This is a genomic window from Flavobacterium sp. (assembly GCF_003525665.1).
Taxonomy (GTDB): domain Bacteria; phylum Bacteroidota; class Bacteroidia; order Flavobacteriales; family Flavobacteriaceae; genus Flavobacterium.
Map to the genome: position 1 here is coordinate 1,640 of NZ_DQDX01000053.1, position 2,206 is coordinate 3,845.

Genomic DNA, 2,206 nt, shown 5'->3' on the forward strand with positions numbered 1-2,206 from the left:
AACTTTTGTACCTGGATTTTTCGTGGAAACGTTTGATTTTTCTAGCGCTAAAATTGCAAAAAATTTACCAATGGTGGTCTTTTTTGTTTTAATAGCTGTGATGTTGGTGCTATCATTCACCAAAAACTTATCGTTAATTCCGTTATTGGGATTGGTATCGTGTTGTTACTTACTAACCGGAATGGCAGTTTCTAACTGGATGTGGTTTGGCGTTTGGCTGGTAATCGGATTGATATTTTATTTTATTTATGGATATAAGAATAGTAAATTAAATATCGGAAATTAATAATTAAAAAATCCCAAATTCAAAAGAACTTGGGATTTTTTAATGGGTGCATAATTCAATTAATCATCGCTCTCCGCTGGAGCAATTACCATATATTTATACTCTTCTTTCAGCTTTTTAACATTTTCGGGAATTAACGAACCATCATCGGCTACAATATTTTTTTTGTGTAGTAGTTTTACCAAATACCGCATATTGGTACGCATTTCGATTGATGTATTTAATCCGTTAAAAACTACTTCAAAATAAGTTCCAGGTTTATCAGGTTCTGGCAGCTGATTGATAGAAATTATTTCCTTTCCTGCTAAATTGGAAATAGAACATTCTTCTGCAAACTGTCCGCAATCACTAATTTTTAAATATTCTTTACCATCAATGTAAGCGGTATTTTTCTTGATAGTAAGTTTTTGTGCAGATGCTAATTGGCAACTTAAAACAATGAGGACAATTGCTAAAAATGGTAGTTTTTTCATGTTTTTTTGGTTAATTACAAGTTGACCAAATTACACAATTATTCCTAATGCAAAACTTAAATAAAAAAAAATCCGTCAAGCACAGAGCTCAAACGGATTTTCCATTTATAAACAACTACTAAATTTTTAACTCATCATATTTTCTAAAACGCCTAATTCAATCATGCAGTCTTTCATCATTTGGTAAGTACGTTCAATATCATTATCTAAACCAATTGAAAATCGAATCAAACCATCAGTCAAGCCCATTTCTTTTTGTTCTTCCAAAGGAATTTCACTAGAAGTAGAAGTGCCAGGTGCCGAAAATAACGTTTTGTAAAATCCTAAACTTACGGCAAGATATCCTAAATTTCTTTCTTGCATCAATTCCATCAACTCGTTGGCTTTGTCAATCGAACCAGCGTCAATCGTCATCATTCCGCCAAAACCGTACTCTTTATTAATCATTCCAGCATACAATTCATGACTTGGATGACTAGCCAAACCTGGATAAACCACTTTCAATCCGTCATTCTCAAATTTCTCAGCCAAATACATTGCATTGTAACTGTGTTGTTTCATTCTAATGTGCAACGTTCTCAAGTTTTTCATCACCGAAGCACTACGCAAACTATCCATCGTTGGTCCAAGTAACATACTTGCTCCAGAATTCACATCTTTCAAACTATTAATAAATTCTCTCGACGCACAAGTCACGCCACCAACAGTATCGCTGCTTCCGTTGATGTATTTCGTCAAACTGTGAATTACAATATCGGCACCCAATTTTATCGGCGCAACACTTAATGGTGAAAACGTATTGTCAACCACCAATTTCAAATTGTGTTTCTTAGCAATCTTCGCCAAACCAGCAATATCAGCCACTTCCAATAACGGATTACTCACAGTTTCACAATAAAGTACTTTCGTTTTGTCGGTAATTGCAGCCTCAACAACATCCAGTTTTGTAATATCAACAAACGACGTTTTTATACCAAATCTTGGTGTGAAATTCTTCAAAAAAGCATACGTTCCGCCATAAATCGTGCGACTCGAAACAATGTGATCGCCATTACTACATAATTGCATAAGAGTAGGCGTAATCGCGCCCATTCCAGAAGCCGAAACATTCGCAGTTTCCGTTCCTTCCATCGCAGCCAAAGCTTGGTCTAAATATAAATTACTCGGCGACGAATGTCTAGAATACAAATAACAACCTTCGGCATTGCCTTCAAACGTGTCAAACATCGTTTTAGCCGAAAGAAAAGTATAAGTAGAACTGTCAGAAATAGATGGGTTTACACCACCAAATTCACCGAAATATTGTAAATCTTGAATTTTATCCGCAGGATTGAAGTTTTTCATTTTTATAGTTTTTTAGAAGCTTTTTCCAGCTTTCCACTGCAATCTTTTCATTTTTAAAGAAAAAATAAAAAGGATTTCCGTTGCAAACGAAGTTCACTGAACT

The 2,206-nt window shown here is 34.9% G+C and carries 3 protein-coding genes; 1 reads left to right on the top strand and 2 read right to left on the bottom strand.

Annotation, left to right across the window (positions count from 1 at the left end; genetic code table 11):
• On the top strand, positions 1-286 hold a 286-nt coding region (locus DIU01_RS03740; protein ID WP_290831907.1), incomplete at its 5' end, for an amino acid permease C-terminal domain-containing protein.
• A 59-nt stretch (positions 287-345) separates the two neighbouring features.
• Here DIU01_RS03740 and DIU01_RS03745 read toward each other — a convergent pair.
• Complete coding sequence (locus DIU01_RS03745) at positions 346-759, bottom strand: hypothetical protein (RefSeq protein ID WP_290831908.1); 414 nt, start codon at positions 757-759, stop codon at positions 346-348.
• A gap of 126 nt (positions 760-885) precedes the next feature.
• Positions 886-2,103 carry an aminotransferase class I/II-fold pyridoxal phosphate-dependent enzyme gene (locus DIU01_RS03750; protein WP_290831909.1) on the bottom strand — a complete coding sequence of 406 codons (1,218 nt, stop codon included), beginning with the start codon at positions 2,101-2,103 and terminating at the stop codon, positions 886-888.
• Positions 2,104-2,206 lie beyond the last annotated feature (103 nt).

Coding starts and splice junctions, on each gene's coding strand:
- DIU01_RS03750 (WP_290831909.1), bottom strand. CDS start 2,103: ATGAAAAACTTCAATCCTGCGGATAAAATTCAAGATTTACAATATTTC.
- DIU01_RS03745 (WP_290831908.1), bottom strand. CDS start 759: ATGAAAAAACTACCATTTTTAGCAATTGTCCTCATTGTTTTAAGTTGC.